At 32.6% G+C, this 22506-nt stretch carries 20 protein-coding genes; 3 read left to right on the top strand and 17 right to left on the bottom strand.

What is annotated here, in order from left to right:
* Window positions 1-5: 5 nt before the first annotated feature.
* The 4 genes from mgtE to yjbM all read right to left on the bottom strand — a co-directional run bounded on the left by mgtE (window position 6) and on the right by yjbM (window position 3854).
* The gene (mgtE, locus tag BR65_RS13020; RefSeq protein ID WP_034538512.1) at window positions 6-1370 is read right to left on the bottom strand and encodes a magnesium transporter; all 1365 of its coding nucleotides are present in this window, start codon (window positions 1368-1370) and stop codon (window positions 6-8) included.
* A gap of 28 nt (window positions 1371-1398) precedes the next feature.
* Window positions 1399-2310 (bottom strand): RluA family pseudouridine synthase, encoded by a 912-nt coding sequence (locus BR65_RS13015; protein WP_034538853.1) that lies wholly within the window; start codon window positions 2308-2310, stop codon window positions 1399-1401.
* Complete coding sequence (locus tag BR65_RS13010) at window positions 2300-3112, bottom strand: NAD kinase (protein ID WP_023177330.1); 813 nt, start codon at window positions 3110-3112, stop codon at window positions 2300-2302. The genes BR65_RS13015 and BR65_RS13010 overlap by 11 nt, the downstream gene beginning before the upstream one ends.
* Window positions 3113-3206: 94 nt before the next feature.
* Window positions 3207-3854 carry a GTP diphosphokinase gene (gene yjbM, locus BR65_RS13005; protein WP_023177328.1) on the bottom strand — a complete coding sequence of 216 codons (648 nt, stop codon included), beginning with the start codon at window positions 3852-3854 and terminating at the stop codon, window positions 3207-3209.
* Window positions 3855-4304: 450 nt separating this feature from the next.
* Here yjbM and BR65_RS13000 point away from each other — a divergent pair, with 450 nt between their 5' ends.
* Window positions 4305-4991 carry a DsbA family protein gene (locus tag BR65_RS13000; protein ID WP_034538510.1) on the top strand — a complete coding sequence of 229 codons (687 nt, stop codon included), beginning with the start codon at window positions 4305-4307 and terminating at the stop codon, window positions 4989-4991.
* A 342-nt stretch (window positions 4992-5333) separates the two neighbouring features.
* Here the strand turns inward: BR65_RS13000 and pepF are convergent, their stop codons facing one another.
* From pepF to opp3b, 8 genes are all read right to left on the bottom strand, one after another.
* Window positions 5334-7151, bottom strand: coding sequence for an oligoendopeptidase F (pepF, locus tag BR65_RS12995; RefSeq protein ID WP_034538508.1), 1818 nt, complete (start codon window positions 7149-7151; stop codon window positions 5334-5336).
* Window positions 7152-7242: 91 nt separating this feature from the next.
* Window positions 7243-8409, bottom strand: coding sequence for a competence protein CoiA (locus tag BR65_RS13525; RefSeq protein ID WP_051932785.1), 1167 nt, complete (start codon window positions 8407-8409; stop codon window positions 7243-7245).
* Window positions 8410-8527: 118 nt separating this feature from the next.
* The gene (locus BR65_RS12985; protein WP_034538506.1) at window positions 8528-9199 is read right to left on the bottom strand and encodes an adaptor protein MecA; all 672 of its coding nucleotides are present in this window, start codon (window positions 9197-9199) and stop codon (window positions 8528-8530) included.
* A gap of 154 nt (window positions 9200-9353) precedes the next feature.
* Window positions 9354-9752, bottom strand: coding sequence for a transcriptional regulator SpxA (gene spxA / locus BR65_RS12980; RefSeq protein ID WP_023177319.1), 399 nt, complete (start codon window positions 9750-9752; stop codon window positions 9354-9356).
* Between the two features lie 436 nt (window positions 9753-10188).
* Entirely contained in the window at window positions 10189-11130 is a 942-nt protein-coding gene (locus BR65_RS12975) for an ABC transporter ATP-binding protein (protein ID WP_034538504.1), read from the bottom strand.
* Window position 11131: 1 nt separating this feature from the next.
* Entirely contained in the window at window positions 11132-12217 is a 1086-nt protein-coding gene (locus BR65_RS12970; protein WP_034538503.1) for an ABC transporter ATP-binding protein, read from the bottom strand.
* A gap of 15 nt (window positions 12218-12232) precedes the next feature.
* The gene (gene opp3C / locus BR65_RS12965) at window positions 12233-13282 is read right to left on the bottom strand and encodes an oligopeptide ABC transporter permease (protein ID WP_034538502.1); all 1050 of its coding nucleotides are present in this window, start codon (window positions 13280-13282) and stop codon (window positions 12233-12235) included.
* Window positions 13282-14229 (bottom strand): oligopeptide ABC transporter permease, encoded by a 948-nt coding sequence (gene opp3b, locus BR65_RS12960; protein ID WP_023177312.1) that lies wholly within the window; start codon window positions 14227-14229, stop codon window positions 13282-13284. Before opp3b ends, opp3C begins: the two co-directional genes overlap by 1 nt.
* 280 nt (window positions 14230-14509) lie before the next feature.
* On the opposite strand from opp3b, the gene BR65_RS12955 reads away from it, so the two are divergent.
* Window positions 14510-14881: a DUF3899 domain-containing protein gene (locus BR65_RS12955; RefSeq protein ID WP_051932783.1), complete on the top strand. Its 372-nt coding sequence runs from the start codon at window positions 14510-14512 to the stop codon at window positions 14879-14881.
* A gap of 93 nt (window positions 14882-14974) precedes the next feature.
* Entirely contained in the window at window positions 14975-15982 is a 1008-nt protein-coding gene (trpS, locus tag BR65_RS12950; RefSeq protein WP_034538501.1) for a tryptophan--tRNA ligase, read from the top strand.
* Window positions 15983-16028: 46 nt separating this feature from the next.
* Here the strand turns inward: trpS and lplA are convergent, their stop codons facing one another.
* From lplA to BR65_RS12925, 5 genes are all read right to left on the bottom strand, one after another.
* A complete protein-coding gene (lplA, locus tag BR65_RS12945; protein WP_023177307.1) occupies window positions 16029-17048 on the bottom strand; it encodes a lipoate--protein ligase in 1020 nt (339 codons plus the stop codon).
* A gap of 47 nt (window positions 17049-17095) precedes the next feature.
* Window positions 17096-17842, bottom strand: a complete 747-nt coding sequence (locus tag BR65_RS12940) for an MBL fold metallo-hydrolase (protein ID WP_034538500.1) — start codon at window positions 17840-17842, stop codon at window positions 17096-17098.
* 133 nt (window positions 17843-17975) lie between these two features.
* Complete coding sequence (hemG, locus tag BR65_RS12935) at window positions 17976-19379, bottom strand: protoporphyrinogen oxidase (RefSeq protein WP_034538499.1); 1404 nt, start codon at window positions 19377-19379, stop codon at window positions 17976-17978.
* A gap of 195 nt (window positions 19380-19574) precedes the next feature.
* A complete protein-coding gene (locus BR65_RS12930) occupies window positions 19575-20660 on the bottom strand; it encodes a M42 family metallopeptidase (RefSeq protein WP_034538498.1) in 1086 nt (361 codons plus the stop codon).
* A 188-nt stretch (window positions 20661-20848) separates the two neighbouring features.
* On the bottom strand, window positions 20849-22504 hold the full coding sequence (locus tag BR65_RS12925; protein WP_034538497.1) for a peptide ABC transporter substrate-binding protein: 1656 nt from the start codon (window positions 22502-22504) through the stop codon (window positions 20849-20851).
* Window positions 22505-22506 lie beyond the last annotated feature (2 nt).

The raw sequence follows: 22506 nt of genomic DNA, 5'->3' as shown, positions 1-22506 counted from the left end.
TAAATTTAAGTTAGGTAATTCATAAATAATGCAGCTATATTAAAGTAAATTAAGACACTAGTTAAATCTGTAAGTGTTGTAATAAATGGACCACTTGCAACTGCAGGGTCAAATCCTATTTTTTCCATTAAGATAGGAATAAAGCTTCCAGCAAGATTAGCAATCGTTATAGCTGCTAACATCGCTATACCTATGACTAATCCCAACACAAAATTTTGTTGCCAAATTCCTACTGCTAAGAAAATAGTAACACCTGTTACGACACCGGTAATCAATCCTGATGAAATTTCGCTTAAAATGAGTTTCCCAAAGTTCCTTTTATTTTCATCGTTATCCGCTAATTTCCTAACAGCTACGGCGAGTGATTGAGTTCCTGCGTTCCCCGCAGTTCCTGTTATCAGCGAAATAAAAACTGCTAAAATACTTGCTTCGCTGATCATTTCTTCAAAATTACTAATCAAAGTAGATGTTCCAATACCTAGGAATAATAAAATGATCAACCATGGAAGTCTTTTTGAAGCCACAACAAAGGGATTCTCAGATTTCTCTTCAACATCGACTCCAGCTAAACCAGAGTAATCGCTGGCTGCTTCATCATTAATTACATCAATAATATCATCTACCGTAATAATACCAATTAATCTTTCTTCATTATCCACAACTGGAATAGCTAAAAAGTCATAATCTTGTATCGTACGAGCAACATCTCTTTGATCATCATTAACATTTACTGATACTAACCGATCACCCATAATATCGAAAATCATTTCATCATCTTCATGAACAATTAAGTCTCTTAATGAAATAACTCCCACTAATCTTCTATTTGAGTCCACAACATATACATAATAAATTGTTTCAGCTTCTGGTGCTTTTCTTTTTAAAATTGACATCGCTGATTTTATAGTTTGATTAGCAAAAATTGAAATATACTCAGTAGTCATGATAGAACCAGCAGTATCGTCTTCATATTTCAATAATCTTCTAATGCCATCCGCATCTTCTGCTGGCATTAAACTCAAATATTTTTTAATGGTAGCAGGGTCTAATTGATTCAACATATCTACAGCATTATCTCGGTACATTTCGCTTAGCATATCTGCAGCATATTGAGGGTTCATTTCTTCCAGATACTTTTCAACTGATTCTTCCTCTTCCTCAAGAATCTCAAACATATCTGCCATTTCTTTAGGAGAAAGAAAATTATATCCTCTTAATCGTTCCTCATCTGATAAAGATAAATAAACCTGACTTTGTTCATACACATGTAATTCTAAAAAGTGGTCTCTAAATTGATTGATGTCCTCAGCATCTAGATACTCTTTTAATTGTTTTATTTGTTCTTCAAATTCAATTTGTTCCTCTTTCAAGGGCTACACCCCTTTCCAATTCATTTCATTAACTATTGATCTCTTGCTGTTTATGCTGATGTAGCCATTGAGCCATGTCTTTAGGGTTTTCAAGTTTGAGGCTTATTTTTTCATTAGTAAACGGATGAAAAAATTTTAATGCTCTACAATGCAACGCTTGCCTTACTACCCAATTGTTTTTGGATCCGCCATATAGATCATCTCCCATTAATGGATGACCTATATGAGCAAAATGGACCCTAATTTGATGCGTTCTTCCAGTATGCAACTGAATATCGACTAAAGTAGCTTCCGGAAATGATTCTTTAACCCAATACTCTGTTAAAGCTTCTTTTCCAGAAGAATGAGCTCTTCTTGTAATAATTGAATCAGTCGTACGAGCAATTGGGGCATCAATAAATCCATGGTCAGCTTTTTTTAGTTGACCCATAATAAGAGCGATATATTTCTTTTCAATTTCTTTTGCTCTTAATTGGATATCCATTAACGCATGTGCGTATCCATGTTTGGCAAATAGCATTAAGCCAGTCGTATCACGATCAAGTCTCGTTACAATATGAATAACTTGATTAGCGTATCCTTGACGCACGTAATACCCTTTAACTCGATTAGCCATTGTACCTTCCGGATGAACTTGGGAAGGCACTGACGCAACTCCATAAGGTTTATTTACAACTAAATAGTGCTCGTCTTCATATACGATATCAATAGGAATATCGACAGGAATGGTTGTTTCATGAGGTGCTTCATCTGGAATCGTAATTTGTACAGTATCTTTATCTTTTAAAAGGTAACGTACAGTTACTTCCGTTTCATTGACTTCAATTTTCCCACCATGAAACTTTATTTTTGCTAGTAAACTACGTGATATGCCTTTTGTTTTTAAAAATGACTTCACTTGTAAACTAGTTGGCAATTCATATGTCCAACTAAACTTCATAATTTTTTTTCGCTCCAATAAAAGCATCTTCAACCCGACTCCAGAAATGAGTATGTCTGTATCGAGCAAAGTGAATGCGTTCTTTCGCAATGCAATAATTTAATTCTGTAATATTTTTCTCAGAAGACGTCAATTGATCAATTGTTAAAACAAATCCTTCTGTTGTAAGTGGTTTAATTCTAATCCACTCATCTCGTGCTACGATCAACGGTGAGCCTAAAATGCGAAAAACGCGATTATTAATGGGCGCAATTTCGGTTAATTGCAGAGCTTCTAATCTAGGATGAATGACCGCACCTCCTACAGACTTATTGTACCCTGTTGAACCTGTAGGTGTTGAGATACACATTCCATCACCCCTAAACCGTTCAAATAACTCATCTTTTATGAAGACATCACAAACCATCGTTCCATCTATACGTTTCATCGTAGATTCATTCAAAGACAAAAAATGAGAAGACTCTTTTTGTCCTTGATAAGTTACTTTAACATCAAGTAAAGGATAACTTACACTTTCACCTTCATCATGAAGCAAACTTATGACTAAATCTTCTAATTCATAATCTCGCCAATCAGTATAAAAACCTAAATGGCCTGTATGGACTCCTACAAATCGTACTTGATCCAGCATGTGGGCATATCTATGAAAAGCAGATAACAAGGTTCCATCTCCACCGATTGTTACAACGACATCTGGGTTTTTATCATCTAGCAAAAGATTATTTTGCAAACACAGTATTCGAAACTGTTCGGCCAATTTTAAAGATTGCTCTACGTTGTTATTAACTACAGCTATTCTCAAATCTGTCCTCCCCTTCCTTTTTTATTTAAACATGTTGCTGCAACAGCCTCAACCAATACGCTTTTAAAAAAACTCATTCAAGAATCTAATCCTATCAGTCTTTTTGCGTTTTCTCGACCGTCGCTCTCTTACTATTAGAAAATAAATGCTGCGCCTCTTGTATTTCTTCTCTAATTTGTGACATTTCTTCATCTAATTGAAAAGCGGCTTCTGCTGCTCGTTTTAAACGAACATTAATGGCATCTGGAAATTCACCTTGATACTTATAGTTCAATGAATGTTCAATCGTTGCCCAAAAGTTCATAGCTAAAGTACGTACTTGTATTTCACCAAGAATCCTTTTTTCCCCATTAATAAGTTGGACCGGATATTCGAATACAATATGATAAGACCGGTAACCACTTTCCTTTTTGTTCGTTATATAGTCTCGTTCTTCAATAATTTTCATATCGTTTCTATTTCTTAAAAGTCTAACTACTTCGTGAATATCCTCTACAAATTGACACATAATCCTTAATCCGGCTATGTCTTGCATTTCTATTTCTAATTTATCGAGAGGGATATTTCGTAGTGCAGCTTTTTCAATAATACTATTAACTGGTTTTACTCTTCCAGTAACAAATTCAATTGGAATATGTAAATTACCTTTACTAAATTCCTTGCGCATACCTTTTAATTTTACTTTTAATTCTTCAACTGCTTGATTATAAGGTGTTAAAAATTCTTCCCAATTTTGATCCATCTTTTATACCCTCTTTTAGAAGCTTAAGATTTCGCACTTTAAAAGTGCTATATGACTATATTTTAACATATTTATTAAGAAAGAAGAAATAGCCTAAGATTGAAATCATATAACGAATAATTGAAAAAAATTTTACACTTAATTAAATATGAAGTACGGCGAAAAAATTAGTTCAACACCAGTATATAATTTTTAAACAGAGTTTAAAATTGAACCATTTTAAAAGAATAAGCGAAAAATTGAAGATTAGACCACTCAATAAACAGTAGTATTAAAGGGTTTCAAATGAAATGTGGCGACTTTGTTACAAATCGTACTAATTTTTATTCAAAAGCAAGATCCTTTATTATATTTTTTTAGTCATTTTTGATAAAGTATATTTGTTAGCAAAACAGATTGCTTATGCACTATATATAGAATAAAAAAATACTAAGACTAAGGTGAAGATAAATGTTCTCAACTATGCATACTAAAAATGAATCTACTTATAATGAAATGCTTGAAATTTATTTGTTTATTAACCCAATTGACCCTAACTGTTTGAACTCTGAAAAAGAAGTTTTACAATTCATTGAAAAATCTACTAGTAAAATTCGTGTTAACTTTATTCCTGTTCATAATTTAAGTACGATTAATAACTATCTTTCTACCAATAACTTGCCAAAAAATGATTTAGCTTTTCGTAATGATGTTTGCTCAATGACTTATGATATTTGTCTTTATTATTCAGCTGCAACTATGCAAGGAAAGAAAAAAGGTCGCAACTTTCTATTAGAATTGCAACATGCACTTATTGAAGAAAAACAGTTTTTCTCAGAAAAACTTGTTTTAGAAGCAGCTAAAAAAGCTAAATTAGACATTCCTATGTTCCTTGAAGATAAAGACTTAGAATTCACAAAAAGTTCTTTTGAAGCAGATCAAAAAATTGCCCGTGAAATGAATGCTTATAATACTCCTTCTTGTGTGCTATTCAGTGATCAACACAAAGAACATGGTTTATTAATTGATGAAGGAATTACAGTTGAATTACTTCAAGCGCTACACAATCCAAATCCAATGATTGTTGAAGCTAGAAACCAAATGATTGCCAAAGAAGGTATTCGTGCCATTAATAAAGCTTCTTTCCAAGTCCTTTAGAATAGGTATATGTTATTTCGTTCAATCAAAAACAAAAGAGTGTGAGACGAAAAAATGTCTCACACTCTTTTGTTTGATCTATTTTAGTATGCATAGTTAAATAAAGGAAAAAAGGTTATCCTCAACTTTATTTTCTTATGTTCCTGAAAAACTGATTTCATTTTTGATGTGGTTTCTCTAAGTTAGGCAAAAGGTAAGCAAATAAATTGAAATAAAGGTATTGAGCCAAAAATCTGCTTCATAACTTCTATAAAGTCAAAAAAACATTCATTGCAATTTTCGCAAATGAACGTTTTTTTGTTGCAGAAATTTCTAACCAACCTCATTTTTAATTAGTTGAGTTTAATCTTTTAGTGTTTCAATCAATTCTTCTAACTCGTTTAACCTTGTTTCAAATACTTTCATAGCATCTTCTATATACGTTTTCTCTGTCATGTCTACTCCAGCTTTTTTCATTACTTCGATAGGATAATCACTATTTCCAGATTTTAAATAGGTTAAATAGTTATCTAAAGCTCTATCTTCACCTTTAACAATTTTATCTGCTAGAGCTGTAGCAGCTGAAAAGCCTGTTGAATATTGGTAAACATAATAATTATAGTAAAAATGTGGTATTCTGGTCCATTCTAAAGCTATTTCAGGATCTTTTTCAACATCTGGGCCATAGTAACGCGCATTAAGTTCACCATAGTAGTTATTTAAAAATTCGCTAGTTAAAGGTGTACCCTTTTCTGCCTCTTCATGAATAAAATGTTCAAATTCAGCAAACTGTGTTTGTCTGAAGATCGTTCCTTTGAATCCATCTAAATAATGATTTAGTACATAAGCTCTAACTTTTGGATCTTTTTGAGTTTCCAATAAATAATCTGTTAAAATATTTTCATTTGTAGTAGAAGCTATCTCTGCTAAGAAAATGGAATAATCTCCATATACATAAGGCTGATTTGTCCGAGTGTAGTAACTGTGAACGCTGTGCCCTAATTCATGAACGAGAGTATATAAATGATTAAGAGAATCATGCCAATTTAAAAGAATATAAGGACTTGTTTCATAAGCACCTGAAGAGTATGCTCCACTTCTTTTCCCTTCATTCTCCATAACATCAATCCATCGATTATTGAAAGCTTTCTTCAACACAGATAAATACTCTTCTCCAAGTGGTTTTAAGGCTTTCATAGTTTCTGCTTCAGCTTCTTCATAAGTATATTTAATCCCAGCCTCACCACTAATAGGCGTGTACATATCATACATATGAAGCTCTTCTACATTTAAAAGTTCTTTTCTTAAAGCAACATAGCGATGCAACAAAGGCAAATGCTCATGTACGACATCAAGCAATGTATCATAAACAGATTCCGGAATATGGTTACTGCTTAATGCTTTCTCCCGTGCAGAGTCATAATGGTGTACTTTTGCATTGTAATTGTGGTATTTAACATGAGAAGAAAGGGTACTTGAAAAAGTATTTTGCAATCCATCATATACTTTATAAAGATTTTTAAAAGCAGCTTCACGAACAGAGCGGTCAGTACTTTCCATTAACTGTCCATAAACTCCATGCGACAATTGGATATCATTTCCATTTTCATCTTTAATAGTTGGAAAAGTAATATCTGCATTATTCAATATGTTAAAAGTTCGGCTTGAAGCATTAAAGATTTCTCCAGCACCTGCTAATAAAGCTTCTTCATTAGCGCTAAGTACATGCTTTCTAGCAGCTGTTAATTGATCAATAAAATGTTTGTAGATAGCTAAGTCATCGTTTTCATTAAAATAGCGCGCCAAAGTTTCTTCAGATAATTCTAATACTTCCGGTTCAAACCACGAAATAGCTTCACTTGCTTGTGTTGCTAATTTAGTAGCTTGTTCATACATGCCTTGATACGTTGAATTAGTTGTATCTTGATCGTTCTTTAATTGAGCATACACGTATATTGTTTCTAATTGATTCGATAAGTCCAAAATAGCTTGAATAGCTTTTAAGAAACTTTTTGATCCTTCATTTAGTGTACCTTTGTAAGACACAACAGTCTTAACTTTTGTTTCTAATTCTTTATAAGAAAGAGTAAAATCGTCATCTGACTTAAAAACAACTTCTAAATCCCATGTCCATTCACTCGGTACTTCGTTTCTTTTTGGTAATTTTTTTGACTCGCTCATTAAAAAACCCCCTTGAAATTTACTTATCTTTAATCTTACCATAAACTATTTTAAAATAAAGACAATTTCATTCACTTATTTTCCTTACGAGTCAACTTTCAAATAGTTGATCAAAAATAGAAAGTTGGTCTATTTTTTCCTTTTCATTTTTAAACCGTGTAGGCTTTCTTTGCACGATCCATTCAGAGTTCGATACCATTACTAGTATGCCTCTTTCATTTAGGAGGGCCATATAGTTTTCGAGACACTTTATTTTATATTTATTTGAAATAAGAGGCATTACATGAAAAACAATCTCCTCATTTTTTATCATATATTTTACTTTATTCATAAAATCTTTTTTAGTGATAACATCTCCAATACTTTTATTCATAATCCATTCCAAAAAGATATATTTCCAAAAATAAGGAAGTGATTTAATAACTAATTGGCCTCTTACAGGTAAGTAGACTTCTAATGGCAGTGAAATCAAAGAATCTCCACATTTATATATATGCTTCTGAAAAGAAACTATCTCTGGCACTTGATAATTTCTCCCTTTATTTAAAAAATAATGTTCCTGAACGAGCCTTTTTTTTGGTTCCACTATATAATTTAGTGAGGGAAAATCTAATTGTTGGATTATCTTTTTCATGTTAGTTTCTTTTTTAGTTAACTTAAATTGATAGTAATGACAAGCAATACGAGATGAATGTCCATCTTCGCAAATTTGATAATGAATGGTTAATTTTTTTAGATTTACATGTAATTCTAAAAAATAACACCCTAATGCTTTATGTTCGTTAACAAATAATCTTTGAAATTTGGTTATCTTATCTTTCAAATGATAATTATGGCCTAAAATCCAATAAACTTTGTACCCGTTTTCATTATATCCTGATGTTCTTTCTATCATTCTCTGAGCAGAAAGCGCACTACATTGAAATTCTATCGCTATAGGTGTTTGTTCATCTAACCAAATTAATAAATCTGGTCGCTGTTTTAAATTTGGTAGGTAAGCTTCGAGTTGGCAAGGAATATCTTGCTGTGTGAACCATTGGTAAAGGAGACTCTTACCAAGAACATGTTCCTCTGTCTCGCCTTCTGAAAAAATTGCACAGTTACTATTTTTAAAATGTGTAAAATGAGCTTGTTTAATCAAGCCTTTTTTCAGAAAAACTGGTTCATTACATTGAGGACAATAGAATTTTTGATGAGTATTCTTTTGTTCATCTAAAGCGTATACATGTTGGTTATGCGCATTCACTGCTACTAGCATTATTTAAGCTCCTTTCTTCTAACATCTTAACTATCCGCAAAGAAAAAAAGAAAAGCCTATTTTTGCCAAAAAAAAAAGAGGCTTGGATTTTTATCCCAGCCTCTTACATATTAAACTTTTATTTAAAGTAATGACGTGTTAATTCGAGTGCATTTTTTTCCATAATCAATTTACCATGTTCTTCTAAAATCCCTTGAGTAACAGGCGTTTTATCAGCAAACTCTAACGCAAGTGCTATTTCTTCATCAGCACTTCTTTCAGTCAATTCATCAATGAAAAATATTAAATTCAAATAGTAAATGTCTTTGTAAAGAAACAAATTAGTTACAGCATTATCTAAATGCATCATTTTTGATAATTCAATCATATCTTCAAATTCATTAAATTTCAAAACGATTTCTTTCGTTTCATCTTCAGTGTGGCTTGCATATTCATCAGTTTTATTATCAGATTTTTCTGCGTTTTGTATCATTTGTTTTTTAATATACTGAGAGAATTCATCTGAATTAAGATCTTCAGAAGCTGAGGAAAAGTCTAATTGGTCATTTAAGGGACCACCTTTACTAATAAACAATTCTAATCCATTTCCATTTGGTAATACTTGGAATGTAATGGCATCTGATTCATGGAACTGTTCGTCTACATCCACTTCTTCTAGAATACTATAAAAGAAATTTTCAATTTGTTTATGGTTTCCTAAAAGGTCTAAAAATGTTACGCCTCTTTCTTCCAAATCAGCACTTTCGATTAAAACTCGGATGGTGTTTTCATTGATATGTTCCATTTCCATAATCCTACACCCCATTTCTCTTCTTCATAATTAACACAATGTTAATGTATGAATAATCTATATAACCATTCTAAAGGAAATAAATAAAATGTAAAGTTAAATGTGTCAAAAAAAAACTACAACACCATTATGATGAGTAGTTTTAACATTATTCTTAATATCCAACTATTAGTTGAGCTTGTTTTAATTCAAGCGCTCTTACTTCACGAGGTAAGAAGCGGCGAATCTCATCTTCGTTATATCCAACTTGCAATCTTTTTTCGTCTACCATAATTGGTCGACGTAAAAGTCCAGGATTGTCTTGAATTAAATCAAATAATTCATTTAAGGGTAAATCATCTAAATCAACATTCAATTCTTGAAATACTTTAGAACGAGTTGAGATAATTTCTTCTGTACCGTCTTCTGTCATTCTTAAAATCGATTTGATTTCACCAATTGTTAATGGCTCTGAAAATATATTTCTTTCAGTATAAGTAATATTGTTTTCTTCTAACCATGCTCTGGCTTTACGACATGACGTACAACTAGGCGAAGTATATAAAGTTACCATAGGTTATTCTCTCCTTTTTTAATCATAATAGATCGTTCAAAAAAATTGAGGATTTTTAATGAAACTATGAAATGCCTTACAAGAACATTATAAAACATTCATTTTAAAATTACTACCCCTTTTTGTCATTTTTTTGTCACTTTTAAAAAAATTACGTTGTTTTTACAATGTAATTTTTTTGTTAATTATTTTATAAGAGTTGAAAACCTTTATATATAGGCATTTAAAACTAGTTAGGCATAATGATAATTAATGTAAATAAGAATTTATTACAAATAATATTTTGTTTAAAAACAAACATTATTTTATTAAATGATCACTTATTTTTTTCTCATTGCCTTGACAGATTTTATCCCATTTTATTTATATCGATTGAAGATAAGCAAAAAAAGCTTTAGATTAGAGTTTTTCTCTAATCTAAAGCTTTTTAACTGGTTTATTTTTTATAACTTGCTTTCTTTTCTTTTAAAGCAGCTATATCTGATTCTCTACAGTAAACGTAGTGGCCAGGAGTAATTTCACGCAATTCTTCAGGTTCTCCATTTGATTCACGAGGAATATACGGAGTACGTACACGATTACGTTCATATTCAGGGTCAGGTAAAGGTACAGCAGATAATAAACTTTCAGTATAAGGATGCAACGGTGTATTGTACACTTCATCAGCAGGAGCTAATTCAAGTAACTTACCTGTATTCATTACTCCAATACGATCACTAATATATTTAACCATTGATAAATCGTGGGCAATAAACAAGAACGTTAAGTTTTGTGTTTTTTGCAATTCCATCAATAAGTTAACAACTTGAGCTTGGATAGATACATCCAATGCAGAAATTGGTTCATCAGCAATAATAAATTTAGGTTTAACAGCAAGAGCTCTAGCAATCCCAATACGTTGACGTTGTCCACCTGAAAATTCATGAGGGTAACGTGATGCATGGTCTGGATTTAGCCCAACTGTTTTCAATAATGCGTCTACTTGGTTGTTTCTATCTTCAGTAGAACTAGCTAGTCCATGGATATCAATACCTTCTGCAATGATATCACGAACTTTCATTTTTGGATTTAAAGACGCATAAGGATCTTGGAAGATCATTTGCATTTCTCTTCTAAATTTCAACATATCTTTTTTACCAGATATATCATGAACTTTAGTACCTTCAAAGTCAATTTCTCCGTCTGTTGGATCATATAAACGAATGATTGAACGTCCAGTTGTTGATTTACCTGAACCAGATTCACCAACTAAACCAAAAGTTTCACCTTTATAGATATCAAAAGTAACGTCATCTACCGCACGAACTTCATTCTTTGTTCCTTTATTGAAGTATTGTTTCAATCCTTTAACTTCTAAAATCTTTTCTCTATTTTCCATGTTAGTTTACTCCTCCTTTGACTTCAGTCTTAGCAGCCTTTTTAGGCGCATGAAGTGGAGCAAATTTTTCTTCATAGATTTTATGACGTGCTTTAATTTCTAACGGTGGCTCTACTGCTGGAGCATCAGGATGCAACAACCATGTTGCCGCTGAATGCGTCTCAGAAATTTTAAAATGTGGTGGTTCTAATTCGGTATCAATTTTCATCGCAAATTCATTACGAGGAGCAAATGCATCTCCCTTAGGAGGATCCAATAAATCTGGAGGAGTTCCAGGAATTGCATATAACGTTTCAGTAATTTCTAATGTAGGCATAGAACTGATCAAGCCCCATGTATAAGGGTGTTGTGGGTTATAAAAAATTTCATCCACAGTACCAATTTCTACAATTTTACCAGCATACATTACTGCAACACGATCAGCTACGTTAGCTACTACGCCTAAGTCATGTGTAATAAAAATAATAGATGTAGCAATTTTCTTTTGTAATTCTTTCATCAAATCTAGAATTTGAGCTTGAATCGTTACATCTAAAGCTGTTGTTGGTTCATCAGCAATTAATACTTCAGGGTTACAAGCAAGTGCAATAGCAATAACGATACGTTGACGTTGTCCACCAGAGAATTGATGCGGGTATTGTTTCATACGTCTTTCAGCATCAGGCAATCCTACTAGATTCAATAATTCTAAAGCACGTTTATTCGCATCCTCTTTATTCAATTTTTGATGTAAGCGAATAGGTTCAGCAATTTGCTTACCAATCGTCATTGTTGGATTAAGGGATGTCATAGGATCTTGAAAAATCATAGCAATTTCTTTACCACGGATCCCTTGCATTTCTTTTTCAGTCTTTTTAATGAGATCATTCCCATTAAATAGGATTTCACCTTTTTCAACATTAGCATTTTGCGATAACAGACGCATAATACTACGGGTTGTAACAGATTTTCCAGAACCAGATTCTCCTACGATTGCTAATGTTTCACCTTTTTTTAAATCAAAACTGACACCGCGGATAGCTTTTACTTTACCAGCATAGGTGTCGAATGTGATTTCTAAATCTTTAACTTCTAATACATTGCTCATTCGTTTTTCACCTCACTAATCTTTCATTTTTGGATCAAATGCATCACGCAAACCATCAGCTAACAAGTTAAATGAAATCATCAATACACAGATAACAGCTGCTGGATACCACATCAAGTGAGGTAAGAAGCGGAATGTTTTATATCCATCGTTGATTAATGTTCCTAAAGATGCTGTTGGTGCTGGAATACCAATACCAATGAAACTCAAGAATGCTTCGAAGAAAATAGCAGACGGAATTGAGAACATTGTTTGAATAATGATAACACCAGATAAGTTTGGAATTAAATGTTTAAATGCAATTTTAATTGGTGATTCACCCAGTGTACGGGCAGCTAAAATATATTCTTGATTTTTTAATTTTAATGTTTGTGCTCTGACTACCCTGGCCATCGAAATCCATCCAGTAATTGCTAAAGCAATAATAATAGACGTAATACCTGGATCTAAAACCAATAACATTAAAATAACTACAACTAAGTTAGGAACCCCAGATAAAATTTCTAACAAACGTTGCATAAAGTTATCAATTCTTCCGCCACACCATCCTGAAACTAAACCATACGTTACACCTATAGTTAAGTCAAAAAGTGCTGCAACAAAAGCAATAAGTAAAGATACACGTGTACCATAAAGAATACGTGAAAGTAAATCACGTCCTAAACTATCCGTACCTAAAATATAATATTGATCTTCAGGAACACCCTTTTCAGCATATTTATCTACGCGTGTTTCTCCAACTTTTTGAGTACCATTTAATCCATCAATATCGATACCTTTGATTTTAGGTGGTAAACTTGCATATTCAACTGTTTGAACATTTGGATCATATGGTGCAATAATAGGTGCTGCAATTGTAAGAATAATCATAATTATCAGAACAATCAGACTAACAACGGCTGCCTTATTTTTTTTCAATCTTCTCCATGAATCTTGTATGAAGCTTAATGAAGGTGCTGCAATTTTTTCGTTGTCTTCAACACTTGACTCACCAGCTGGAGCAAACATATCAGGAGACAGATTCTTTAATTCATCTGCAATAGGAGTATTTTCTTGATTATGCATTATTTGTCCCCTCCTTCATTAGAAACACGAATACGCGGATCAATTACTCCGTATAAAATATCTACAACTAAAATAATAAATACAAGCATAGCAGAATAAAGAATGGTTACACCCATGATAGTTGGGTAATCATTCGTCATGATCGACTTAACAAATTGTTCACCAATACCAGGTATAGCATAGATATTTTCTACAACCATTGAACCGGTCATTAAACCAACAGCCATTGGTCCTAAGATTGTCACTAACGGAATTAAAGCATTACGGACACCATGTTTAAAGGCAACTGTCCATCTGCTTAAACCTTTAGCTCTTGCCAATTCAACGTAATCACTACTTAATACATCTACCATTTCTGTTCTAATAAAACGAGCTGAATCTGCTAATGGTGATATGGCTAACGCTAACGTAGGAAGAACAGATGAACTGAATCCTCCATCCCATAAAGCGATTGGGAACCATTGTAGATATACACCAAAAATTAGCTGCAACAGAACAGCAATTACAAAGTTAGGAATAGATCTACCTAAAATTGCCGAAAAAGTCGCAAGTGTATCAATCCAAGTGTTTTGATACATCGCCGCTATTACACCTAAGACAATACCTAATATTGTCCCTAATGCAACGGCTTGAATACCTAGCTGTAAGGACGGCCCTACACGCGTAGATAACAGTTTTGTTACTGGAGTATTGCTAAATTGGAATGAAACTCCTAAATCTCCTTGAAGTAATCCTCCGATATATACTAAATACTGAACCGGCACCGGTTCGTTCAATCCATATTGTTCATTCATAATATAGATTTGTTCTTCTGAAAGTTTATCCTGGTTACTATATGGAGTACCTGGTAAAAGCTTCATTAAGAAGAAAGTAATCGATGCAATTAAAAATAATGTCAATAACATGTATAATACACGTTTTCCTAAAAATTTCGCATAACTTTTCATCGATTATAGCACCTCCAACAATTTAATTTTTAATTCTCCTACAAAAAAGAATATACTATATAGAATAGCTTGTCAAAAGCAATATTGCAAAACTTTTTTGAAGTTAGCTATAATAATAAGAGTTAAAATTAGAATAAGATTAGAAAATAGATAGAAAACGAGTTACTTTTATACCGGTTTCACATATAAGCATTTCTAATTTAGTCATACATTTTTCATAGTATTCCTATATAATAGATATAGAACTACTTTATTTTTATACTTCCTAGGAGGAACTTAAGTGAAACAAAAATTTACACCTATACGTGTCTTTATGATAGTCATTGTATTATGCGTACTTTTAGAATTAATTATGTATAAAGAAATTTCATTTTATCATACTACGAATATTACCTTTTATGGAGCATCCTTTTTTCTCATTATTGGCTTGTTCGGTGCTTCTTTATCCTCAGGTTTTTTCGATTTTTTTCATTTTAGTATGAGAAAGGTTGCTTTTAACATTCGTAAAGGCCGTCATTCTGATGATGAATTTCATGTAAAGCCCCTTTCAAAAGTAGTTGGTAATGGTTTTTCTTTCTACTTAAAAGTAGGTTCAGGTTTATTACTCGTCTGTATCCTTACTTTAATTGCTTTTTATCTCTTTGAGAGATAACTATTTAGTCCTTTCGTTTAACTAATTCTTTCATCTCTCAAAAAATAACGTATAATAATACTAATATACTTAGTGTTAAGGAGTGTTTTAATTATGGAAACAATTTTTTCAGGTATTCAGCCTAGTGGTACACCAACTATAGGGAATTACATTGGTGCAATGAAACAATTTATAGACCTACAAGATAGTTATACAAGTTACTTTTGTATCGTGGATGAACATGCCATTACTGTACAACAAGAACCACTAAAACTTAGACAACAAACCAAAAGTCTTGCTGCTTTATACTTAGCAATAGGATTAGATCCTTCTAAAGCTATTATTTTTATTCAATCAGAAGTTTCTGCCCATGCTGAAGCTGGCTGGATCGTACAATGCAACACAAATTTAGGTGAATTAGAACGGATGACTCAATTTAAAGATAAATCTGCAAAAAATAATCGTGCAGGTGTATCGGCTGGGTTGTTAACTTATCCTCCATTAATGGTTGCAGATATCATTCTTTACCAATCAAACTTAGTACCCGTTGGCGCAGATCAAAAACAACATTTAGAATTGACAAGAGACTTTGTTACACGTTTTAATTCTAAATATGGCAATGGAAATCAGTTACTTACTATGCCTGAAGTGAAAATTCCAGAATCTGGCGGCCGTATCATGAGCCTACAAGACCCTTTGAAAAAAATGAGTAAATCTGATACAAATAAAAAAGGTTTTATCTCAATGTTAGATGAACCTTCTGTTATTCGTAAAAAGATCAAAAGTGCGGTTACTGATTCAAGCGGAATCATTGAATATGATCCCGAAAATAAACCTGGTATTTCAAATTTATTAGCGATTTATGCTTCATTCACAAACTTCAGCATTCCAGAGCTAGTGGATCGTTATAAAGATAGTGGTTATGGTCAATTCAAAGAAGAACTTGGTGAAGCTATCGTTTCTGTATTAGAACCGATTCAGCTGAAACACGATGAATTAATCAACTCGAATGAATTAGATTTAATCTTAGATGAGGGTGCCATTAAAGCACGTAATGTGGCTGATAAAACACTTATTAAAATGCGAAACGCTATTGGATTAGGAAGAAAAAGAAGATACTAAAAAAAGCCGAAACGATTAAAAATTAATTTAATCGTTTCAGCTTTTTTTAGTAGATCAAATGTACTAGCTCATCTTTTGTAATATTCCCAAAATATTTTTTTATATCTATGTCGTCTAGCACTTCGCTTATAGCATACGCATCATATTTAACACCGTTTAATTTTTCTTCAACATCTGAAATATCTCCTAATCCAAAGAAATCACCAAAAATACGAATATCTTGAATATACCCTTTGTCTACGTTCATTTTAAATTCTACAGAACCAATAGAGAAACGATGACGACGAACTAACTCAAATTTAGGAGATTTCCCATAATTCCACTCCCAATTATTAAAATACATTTCAGAAAGTTCTTCAATCTTTTTCCAATCATCATCTGATAATTTATATTCTTTAATGTCTTCAGCATTGTCTACATCAAAAATATTTAATAATAAACGATCACGGAATTCCTTTGTACTTAAAAATTGATAATCATCAGATAAATATGGCTTAATATTTGTTACTCGGCTTCTGATTGATTTAATACCTTTGGATTCAATTTTATCTTTTCTAACTTTTAGAGCACTCACTACTTCTTCAATATCACTATCAAACATGATTGTTCCATGGGCAGTCATACGGCCATTTTTAGAATACATTGCATTTCCAGAAAATTTTTGTCCATTAATCAATAAATCATTTCTGCCTTCCAGTTTAGCTCCTTCAACACCCATTTTGTGTAAAGAATCAATAATAGGTTCTGTAAATTTACCAAAGTCACGAAATGAATTTCCATCGTCTTGGGTAATAAAACAGAAACAGAATACGCCAAAATCATGATAGACAGCTCCGCCTCCTGAAAAGCGGCGAACAATATGAATATTATTTTTTTCTACATATTCTGTGTTGATTTCTTCGATTGTATTTTGATTTCTTCCAATTATAATAGAAGGTTCATTAATATAAAAAAGCAATATTGGTTCATCTAACATTACATTATTTAACAAGTGGTACTCAATTGCTAGATTAAGTGCTGGATCTGTTATTTCTTTTCCGTTACGAACATTTTTAACATAATACATTTGGCTTTCCTCATTTCACTTTTTTAGCAGTATTCTAGCACAGAAATTTAAATTTCTATTATCAAATCTTTTTCAGCAAGTATAACTTCCGTTTCTGGAGTTTCATTAATTGCTTGAGCTTCTAATAGTTCTAAATCCCCTTCTTGAGGCAAGTGAGTTAAAATAAGTTTTTTTATACCTGCTTCTTTTGCAATTTTGCCTACTTCAGATGCTGTCATATGCACGCGATGATTTTCCATGCCGTTGAAAAAATTTGTATCGGCCAGTAATACATCTGCATCTTTACTAAAGGGAATAAATCCAGGTAAATAACCGGAATCAGCTGTATAAATAAGTGTTTTACCAGTTTTTGTTTCAACAATTCTCATTGCATAACATTCTACAGGATGTAAAGTTTTCATAAATTGTATTTCAAATGGGCCAATATATAATGTCTCAGCTTCTTGATAGGCAATTCCTTCACTCACGAGATCCATAGTTAATCGATTAAAATTCTCACTGTCTCCTTGGTGTCCATATATTGGAAGTAAAGGAGCTCTTTCTAAATCATTTTTTGTACGTTTTAACTGCCGTGTAAATTGTAAAACTCCTAAATCAGCTATATGGTCATAATGATAATGAGACAAAAGAACTGCATCTAACTTTAATAAATCTGCATGGTTTTCTAGAGCAATTAACGAAGCACTTCCTACATCAATCAATAATTGAAAATTGTCAGCTTCTAACAAATAAGAACTTGTACCGGAGTTTTTGGTAGGGTATCCACCCCAAAAGCCCAATATTGTCAATTTCATTTTTTTACTCCCCTCTCTTTTCAATCTATTCTCTATCATACCTTACACCAAGATTAGGAAGTTTAAAATAAAAAAGACCTTTTTACTTCTAAAAAGAGTCTTTTTATTTTGTTGTAAACTATCTTGCTTTACATTAAATACAATTCTGTTTTTTAATGTGTGCAACTATTTTCTTACTTGTTTTATTTGCTTGACCAATACATTGGTTGATACCAAAACCTTCTAATCCTATTCCAGAAATATAAATTCCAGGATAATTAAGAGATAATAATTCAATAATTTCTTTGATTTTTCCTTCTTGAGACACAGTGTATTGAGGTATAGCATCAGGCCATCGTTTTACTATTTGATCTATTGGTTTTTCAGTAATTCCAAGTATCATTTCTAAATCTTTTAATATAGAGTCTTCTATTTCGTTGTTACTTAAAGAGACGAGTAGATCCTCTCCTTTTCGACCAAAACTTACACCAACAAAAACAGATTCTTCATCTTTAAGAAAATCCCACTTTTTATTTAAAATAACAATGGAAGTTACAAAAGAATCACTTCTTCTAGGAGTGACTACGCCAAAACCTTCAGGCTCATTTTTTATAGCATCTTTTTTAAATTTAAATAAGATATACCCAATTGATGCTGTTTCAACTTGATCAAAAACTTGTCCGAAGGTCTCGTTATTTAGTAATTTGGAATACTCGGTTACTGGAGTGGCAATACACACAGCACCAACACGCATTTGTTCTTTTCGATTAATATCTATAATGTAGGTTCCTTCGAGATTTTCTTTAATTTCAAAAACTTTCTTGCTTGTCTGAATATGTGGTTCCAAAATTTCAATTAGTTTATCTGTTAAAACAGATAATCCTTTTTTAAAGGTAACATAATTACCAGATCCATCTAGTAATTCTGGATGATGTTTAATCCCTTTTGAAAGACTTCCATATTTTTGTTCTAGTGAATAAATAACTTCTTTGGAAGATTTGATGCCCATTTCATCTAAATCGCTAGCATAGATTTTTGAGAAAAAAGGTTCTACAATGTGTTCCGTTAATTCTTCTCCAAACCTATTTTTCAAGTACGTACTCATTTCAATATCTTTATCTAAGGGTTTTAAGGGAAATATATTATCTTTGAAACTAGCCATTTTCCCATGGAAAGTTAGCAAATCATTTTTCCAAATATCCATTTTCCTTACTGGAATACCTTTATAAGTTGGATAGTTAAGACTATGTAACTTATTATAAAAAAAGATATCCGGTTTATTTCCTTTGCTGTAAACTAACTGATCACTTAGACCTAATTCATTGATTAGTTCCATTGCTTCGGGATATCGAATATCAATTGATTCAGCTCCTAAATCAAAATAATTTTCGCCTACTTTTATGGTTTGTATTTTACCTCCTACTTTTAAAGAAGACTCTAATACAATAAGTTCAAAAGGTAGGTTTTCTTTTATGATTTGCTGTTTGATTCGATATGCAGTAACTAATCCAGTTATACCTCCACCAATTACTGCAATTCTTTTTTTGGCTCTTTTCATCTATTTCCCCCCTTTCATATCGACTCAATTACTTTCATTTTACTTGTTATTTTACTAAAAGGGAATGATATTCTAGCTTATCTATAAAAGATTAGTCAAAAATTCATTATTTTTTCATAAATGAGCTAACTAAAAAGCCATATTGTATAAAAAATTTTCTTTACACAATATAGCTCTTTATTACTTCTTTAATTCTTAATTATTGTATTTGATTTTTTCAACTGTGGTACTGTCTAATCGTTTAACAACTTCAGTAACTAATTTCACAGTATTTAAATAATCATCTTCATGAATTATAGATGTATGTGAATGCAAGTAACGTGTGGCTACAGTAATAGCTAAAGCTGGAATACCATTCTTACTTACATGTTGACTTCCAGCATCCGTACCACCACCTGCTATGACAGTATATTGAAATGGAATATTTAATTCTTCAGCAACATTAATGACAAAATCACGTAATCCCTTATGTGCTACCATAGAAGCATCAAAAATAATGATTTGAGGACCTTTTCCTAATTTAGAGTCCGCTTCTTTTTCAGTCATGCCCGGAGTGTCTCCTGCTGTACCAGTATCAAGTGCAAATGCAATATCTGGATCAACTAAATGAGTGGCTGTTTTTGCGCCTCGCAATCCAACTTCTTCTTGTACATTTCCGACTGCAAAAGCTTTGTTTGGATGGCCTTCAGCCTTTAAGTTTTCCAGTACCTTTAAAGTAACAGCAGTTCCAATACGGTTATCCCAAGCTTTAGCTAAAATGAATTTTGATCCATTTAAACGTCTGAATTCTGTATAAGGTGTTACCATATCACCTGGTTTAACTCCCCATTCTGCTGCTTCTTCTTTTGAAGAGGCTCCGATATCAATAAACATTTCTTGAACGTCATAGGCTTTATTTCTTACTTCTGCCGTTAAAACATGTGGTGGTTTACATCCAATAACCCCGTGGATAACTTTATTTTTTGCTGTCGTAATTTCAACTTGTTGAGCCAACATGACTTGTGCCCACCAGCCGCCAATTGTTTGGAACTTAAGAAACCCTTCATCAGTGATTTTAGTTACCATAAATCCTACTTCATCTAAGTGTCCAGCAAATAACACTTTAGGGCCCGTTTTATCGCCTACACTTTTAGCGATTACACTACCTAACCCATCATAACTAATAGAATCAGCATTGCTTTTAGCATATTTCACAAAAACATCTGTTACTTGACCTTCATTTCCTGCAATCCCTTTTGCATCGGTCAATTCCTTTAACATCTGTAACTCTTTTTCTTCCATTATATATACCTCCATTTAATTTATTCATTTTATTATACCACTGTTTTTTTCAAAAAAAAGTTTTCTTCATATACCGTTTTGAGAATTAAGTATTCTTCTAGTAATATATAAATAAAAGAGGGATGAAACTGTGACAAGTATGTCTCAGCTCCATCCCTCTTTTTGGAATACTAAATTTTAAACATAAATTATTTTGTTGTAGAAGTCCATTTAAGCGACCATTCTGCTCCAACTAAATAAGTTGTAAAATCTTGTACATAATCCTTTTCTAAAACTGCGTAAGCTCTTTGATAGATTGGTGCAATACCAGCATCATCCATTAATACTTTTTCTGCGTCAAGCATATCTTGCCAGCGTGATTCTAAATCCGTTACATTCGTTTGAGCACTTTCAATTAGTTCATCGTAATCAGCATTGTTGTATCCAGATTTATTGTTCCCATTTTCTGATTGGAATAACTCTAAGAAATTAATCGGATCAGCATAGTCTGCTCCCCATAATGCTAATTGAATATCATAATCTTGATTGCTATTAGCATCTAGACGTACTTTGAAAGGTACATTTCTCAATGTAATTTCTAAACCAGGCAAGTTCTGTGTTAATTGCCCTTGTAAAAATTCGATTGATTTTTTAGCATTTTCAGTATCGTCACTTAAAATTTCTAATGTTAAAGAATCTACTCCCAATTCTTGTAATCCTTTTTCAAAATATTCTTGAGCTTGTACTTTATCAAAACTTAGTAAGTCTCCGTTTTGTTCACGGTAATCTTCACCTGTCGATGGATCAACAGCTAAAGATTCTGGAACAAGTCCGTTTGCTGGGATAGAACCATTTTGAAGAATAGTATCTACATAAGCTTGTTTGTCAAAAGCCATTGCAATTGCTTTACGAATATTTTCATTAGCTAAAGCAGTTTGTTCTCCAGCACGTTCTTGGTTAAATTTAAGGTATGCTACAGTAGATGTTGGTTGAGTTTTTAAGTCAGGATTACCTTGTTGTGTTTGAACGTACTCACCAGATAATATCATACGATCGATTGAACCGGTATCGTATAAATTTAAAGCAGTTGACGTTTCTTTAATAACATCGATGTTAACTGCATCTAATTCGACAGTTTCTGCATCCCAGTAATCTTCATTTTTGTTCATTACCCAGCTTAAGCCAGTTCCATCCCATTCATCTAGTACAAACGGTCCGTTGTAAAGAACATGATCACTGTCTGAAGCATAAGCTTCTCCTTGTTCTGTCACATAAGCTTCATTTTGTGGGAAGAACATTGACAATGTTGTCAAACTTTCAAAATAAGGAACAGCTTTTTCTAATTGAATTTCTAATGTTTTATCATCCACAGCTGTTATTCCTAATTCAGATGGTTCCATTTCACCTTGTAAAACAGCAGTTGCGTTTAATACTACTCCATCAATCATATAAGAGTACTCTGCAGCCGTTTCAGGTGTTGTTAAGCGTCTCCATGCAAAAACAAAATCATTAGCTGTTACAGGGTCTCCATTTGACCATGTAGCATCTTCTCTGATTTTAAATGTATAAGTCAATCCATCTTCGCTGACTTCCGGTTCTTCTGCTGCCATTCCGAGTACAAGTTCACCATCTGGTCCTTGACGGTATAACCCTTCATTAACATTATTCATAACATTGAAACTAACAGCATCAGTTGCTAATACTGAATCCATTGTTGGTAGTTCAGCTGACTCAATTAAATTTAATACTTGTTCTCCGTTGCCAGTTGTAGTTGCAGACTCTTCTTTGTCTCCACCGCAAGCTGCTAGTAAGCTAACAGAAGCAATCGACAACCCCATTAACTGAAGATATTTTTTCTTTTCCACTT

The sequence above is a fragment of the Carnobacterium inhibens subsp. inhibens DSM 13024 genome (assembly GCF_000746825.1).
Lineage (GTDB): Bacteria > Bacillota > Bacilli > Lactobacillales > Carnobacteriaceae > Carnobacterium_B > Carnobacterium_B inhibens.
Note: the sequence above shows the minus strand (reverse complement) of the source record. Positions and strands in the feature narration are given on the sequence as shown.

Coding starts and splice junctions, on each gene's coding strand:
- hemG (WP_034538499.1), bottom strand. CDS start 19,379: ATGAAAAGAGCCAAAAAAAGAATTGCAGTAATTGGTGGAGGTATAACT.
- pepF (WP_034538508.1), bottom strand. CDS start 7,151: ATGAGCGAGTCAAAAAAATTACCAAAAAGAAACGAAGTACCGAGTGAA.
- BR65_RS13000 (WP_034538510.1), top strand. CDS start 4,305: ATGTTCTCAACTATGCATACTAAAAATGAATCTACTTATAATGAAATG.
- lplA (WP_023177307.1), bottom strand. CDS start 17,048: ATGTATTATGTTAAAAATGTTCGTAACGGAAAAGAAATAACAGATCCA.
- BR65_RS13525 (WP_051932785.1), bottom strand. CDS start 8,409: ATGCTAGTAGCAGTGAATGCGCATAACCAACATGTATACGCTTTAGAT.
- yjbM (WP_023177328.1), bottom strand. CDS start 3,854: ATGGATCAAAATTGGGAAGAATTTTTAACACCTTATAATCAAGCAGTT.
- opp3b (WP_023177312.1), bottom strand. CDS start 14,229: ATGAAAAGTTATGCGAAATTTTTAGGAAAACGTGTATTATACATGTTA.
- BR65_RS12975 (WP_034538504.1), bottom strand. CDS start 11,130: ATGGAAAATAGAGAAAAGATTTTAGAAGTTAAAGGATTGAAACAATAC.
- BR65_RS12985 (WP_034538506.1), bottom strand. CDS start 9,199: ATGGAAATGGAACATATCAATGAAAACACCATCCGAGTTTTAATCGAA.
- spxA (WP_023177319.1), bottom strand. CDS start 9,752: ATGGTAACTTTATATACTTCGCCTAGTTGTACGTCATGTCGTAAAGCC.
- trpS (WP_034538501.1), top strand. CDS start 14,975: ATGGAAACAATTTTTTCAGGTATTCAGCCTAGTGGTACACCAACTATA.
- BR65_RS13015 (WP_034538853.1), bottom strand. CDS start 2,310: ATGAAGTTTAGTTGGACATATGAATTGCCAACTAGTTTACAAGTGAAG.
- BR65_RS12930 (WP_034538498.1), bottom strand. CDS start 20,660: ATGGAAGAAAAAGAGTTACAGATGTTAAAGGAATTGACCGATGCAAAA.
- opp3C (WP_034538502.1), bottom strand. CDS start 13,282: ATGCATAATCAAGAAAATACTCCTATTGCAGATGAATTAAAGAATCTG.
- BR65_RS12940 (WP_034538500.1), bottom strand. CDS start 17,842: ATGAAATTGACAATATTGGGCTTTTGGGGTGGATACCCTACCAAAAAC.
- BR65_RS12970 (WP_034538503.1), bottom strand. CDS start 12,217: ATGAGCAATGTATTAGAAGTTAAAGATTTAGAAATCACATTCGACACC.